We start from the raw sequence: 3,222 nt of genomic DNA, 5'->3' as shown, positions 1-3,222 counted from the left end.
CCAATCTGGCTGGCGTAAGTGGTGTTGATCACCGCCAGCGCAATTTGCTGATCGTCGAGTGAACGTGGCAGCTGTGGCGCTTCCAGCTCAACAATCTTCAGGTTCTTTGGATTCTCAGTGATATCCAGTGAGGTTGGCAGCAGGCCCACGCCATCTTTCAGTTTAATCAGGCCCACTTTCTGCAGCAGCAGCAGAGAACGACCGAGGTTGGTTGGATCGTTCGGGATAGCGATCTGCGCACCGTTCTGCAGCTCATCCAGCGATTTGATTTTTTTCGAGTAGCCGGCAATCGGATAAACGAAGGTGTTGCCGACCGGCACCAGTTTGTAACCGCGGTCTTTGATCTGCTGATCGAGGTACGGCTTGTGCTGGAAGGCGTTAACGTCAATATCGCCTTTACTCAGCGCTTCGTTAGGCAGCACGTAATCGTTAAAGGTAACCAGTTCAACATCGAGACCGTATTTCTCTTTCGCGACTTTCACGGCAGTTTCCGCAACCTGCTGTTCAGCCCCGACAATCACACCCACTTTAATGTGGTTGGGATCTTTCTCTTTCTGATCGCATCCTGCCAGCGCAATCGCGCCAATCAGAGCACCCACAGCGGCAATCTTTTTAAATGTGAAAGACATATCCTTTCCTTAATAGAGGACTATTGATGTTGTTTGCTTATTTATGTGACACCGCACGCACGATGCGGTCACCACAGAACTGAATTAAATACACCAGCACCACCAGCAAAATCAGCACGGTATTCATCACGGTGGCGTTATAGCCGATGTAACCATACTGATAGCCAATCTGGCCCAGACCGCCCGCGCCCACAGCACCACCCATGGCGGAGTAGCCCACCAGCGTAATCAGGGTAATTGTAGCGGCATTCACCAGCCCTGGCAGCGCTTCCGGCAGCAGCACTTTACGCACGATCTGCAGCGGTGTGGCACCCATGGCGCGCGAGGCTTCAATCAGTCCGGTCGGCAACTCAAGCAGCGCATTCTCCACCATACGGGCGATAAACGGCGCCGCGCCTACGGTCAGCGGAACGATGGCCGCCTGCAGACCAATGGAAGTGCCGACGATGGCGCGGGTAAACGGAATCATCCACACCAGCAGGATAATGAAAGGAATAGAACGGAAAATATTGACGATGGCTGACAGCACGCGATACAGCGCAGTGTTGGCCAGAATCTGCCCCGGACGCGTGACGTACAGCAGTACGCCAACCGGCAGGCCAAGCACAAAGCCAAAGAAACCAGAAACGAAGGTCATCATCAGCGTTTCCCAGACGCCACGCGTCAGTAACCACAGCATCGCTTCAGACATAACCCAGCACCTCTACTTTCACATGATTTTCTTTCAGCCAGGCAATAGCGGCTTGTGTATCTGTTTCACTGCCGTCCATTTCGGCCAGCATGATGCCGAACTTCACGCCACCGGCGTAATCCATCTGGGCACTGATAATGTTGTTATTGACGTTGAAACGGCGCGCGGCTTCTGACAGCAGCGGCGCATCCACCGATTTACCGGTGAACTCCAGCCGCAGCAGCGGCACGCTCTCGCTGCCCGCGCTCGCCTGCATGCGCTGCTGGTAATCATCCGGAATATCCAGATGCAGCGTTGACTGAATAAACTGCTGGGCCAGGGGCGTTTTCGGGTGCGAGAACACTTCGCTGACGCTGTCTTTTTCAATCAGTTCGCCGTTGCTGATCACCGCCACCTGATCGCAGATGCGTTTCACCACATCCATCTCGTGAGTAATCAGCAGAATAGTGATGCCGAGACGACGGTTGATGTCTTTCAGCAGCTCCAGAATCGAGCGGGTGGTGGCCGGGTCCAGCGCGCTGGTGGCTTCATCACACAGCAGCACCTTCGGATTGCTGGCCAGCGCACGGGCAATCGCGACGCGCTGTTTCTGACCGCCGGACAGATTCGCCGGCCAGCTGTCGTGTTTGTCCGCCAGACCGACCAGCTCCAGCAGCTCGCTGACGCGCTTTTTGATCGCTTCGCGTGACAGGTTACCCAGCTCAAGCGGCAGCGCAACGTTGCCCGACACGGTGCGGGAGTTCATCAGGTTGAAGTGCTGGAAGATCATGCCAATCTGGCGGCGCGCCAGCGTTAACTGCCCGGAAGAGAGCGCGGTGAGCTCCTGACCGTCAACCAGCACGCGACCGGATGTCGGGCGCTCCAGCAGATTGACGCAGCGGATGAGCGTACTTTTACCGGCACCGGATGAACCGATGACGCCATAAATTTGTCCGGCAGGCACGTGCAGGCTAACGTTTGACAACGCCTGAATAGTGCGTGAACCCTGCTGGAACACTTTGGTGATATTTTCGAGTTTAATCATTAGTTTAATTGTTATCGTGTTGCGTTGTCCGTGGTGTATCGGTTTTCGCGCCGCCGGGGCAGGCGAAATCTGGATGGATGGTAAGGCATCCAGACGGCTAAATCAATCAAAGTCATTCAATCTGCCATTCTCACGGTATGCGCAATCATGCGATACTGCGCGGCACTATTTGCAGCAGGAGTTTCTACGTGGCGAACCCAGTCCCGGCTATTTTTCTCGATCGTGATGGCACCCTGAATGTCGATCACGGCTATGTTCATGAGATCGATAATTTTCAGTTTATTGATGGCACCATTGAAGCGCTGCAGGCGTTAAAGAAGATGGGCTACGCGCTGGTGCTGGTGACCAACCAGTCTGGCATCGCGCGCGGCATGTTTACCGAAGATCAGTTTATGCAACTCACCGAGTGGATGGACTGGTCTCTGGCCGATCGCGATGTCGATCTCGACGGCATCTATTTCTGCCCGCATCTGCCTGATGCAACGGTCGTGGAGTACCGCCAGACTTGCGATTGCCGCAAGCCGCAACCGGGCATGCTGCTTTCGGCACAGAAACACCTGAACATCGATATGGCGGCTTCTTATATGGTGGGCGATAAGCTGGAAGATATGCTGGCAGCGAAGGCGGCAGGTGTGGGAACCAAAGTGCTGGTGCGCAGTGGTAAGCCGGTCACCGCCGAAGGCGAAGCGGCTGCGGATTGGGTGATTGATAGTCTCGCAGAGCTGCCGGCGCGCATGAAAAAGGCCTGAAATCAGGCCTTCTGCACAAATCTTAAGCGAACAGTAAAAAAGTTGAAATTTGCACTTGCGCTTCCATAAGTTCGCCCTATAATGCGCCACCACTGAGACGGCAAAGCGGCAACGCAGGCGGCTCAGCAG

General features: G+C 54.9%; 4 protein-coding genes. 1 reads left to right on the top strand and 3 read right to left on the bottom strand.

Translation table 11 applies throughout. The features are described from left to right. The 3 genes from metQ to metN all read right to left on the bottom strand — a co-directional run. On the bottom strand, nt 1-629 hold a 629-nt coding region (gene metQ / locus QMM04_RS21710), incomplete at its 3' end, for a methionine ABC transporter substrate-binding lipoprotein MetQ (RefSeq protein ID WP_282997009.1). 37 nt (nt 630-666) lie between these two features. Beyond that, entirely contained in the window at nt 667-1,320 is a 654-nt protein-coding gene (locus tag QMM04_RS21705; RefSeq protein WP_021507464.1) for a methionine ABC transporter permease MetI, read from the bottom strand. Continuing rightward, nucleotides 1,313-2,344 carry a methionine ABC transporter ATP-binding protein MetN gene (gene metN, locus QMM04_RS21700; protein ID WP_127833709.1) on the bottom strand — a complete coding sequence of 344 codons (1,032 nt, stop codon included), beginning with the start codon at nt 2,342-2,344 and terminating at the stop codon, nt 1,313-1,315. The genes QMM04_RS21705 and metN overlap by 8 nt, the downstream gene beginning before the upstream one ends. 188 nt (nt 2,345-2,532) lie before the next feature. Between metN and gmhB the strand changes: the two genes are divergently transcribed. Continuing rightward, nucleotides 2,533-3,093 (top strand): D-glycero-beta-D-manno-heptose 1,7-bisphosphate 7-phosphatase, encoded by a 561-nt coding sequence (gene gmhB, locus QMM04_RS21695; protein ID WP_021507462.1) that lies wholly within the window; start codon nt 2,533-2,535, stop codon nt 3,091-3,093. Nucleotides 3,094-3,222 lie beyond the last annotated feature (129 nt).

The organism is Pantoea sp. Pa-EAmG, assembly GCF_030024295.1.
In the GTDB taxonomy this organism is placed as follows: domain Bacteria; phylum Pseudomonadota; class Gammaproteobacteria; order Enterobacterales; family Enterobacteriaceae; genus Pantoea; species Pantoea dispersa.
This window is presented reverse-complemented; position numbering and strand designations above follow the sequence as displayed.

What these genes read in the sequence shown, in the direction of transcription:
- QMM04_RS21705 (WP_021507464.1), bottom strand. Translation starts at nt 1,320, where the DNA reads ATGTCTGAAGCGATGCTGTGGTTACTGACGCGTGGCGTCTGGGAAACG.
- metN (WP_127833709.1), bottom strand. Translation starts at nt 2,344, where the DNA reads ATGATTAAACTCGAAAATATCACCAAAGTGTTCCAGCAGGGTTCACGC.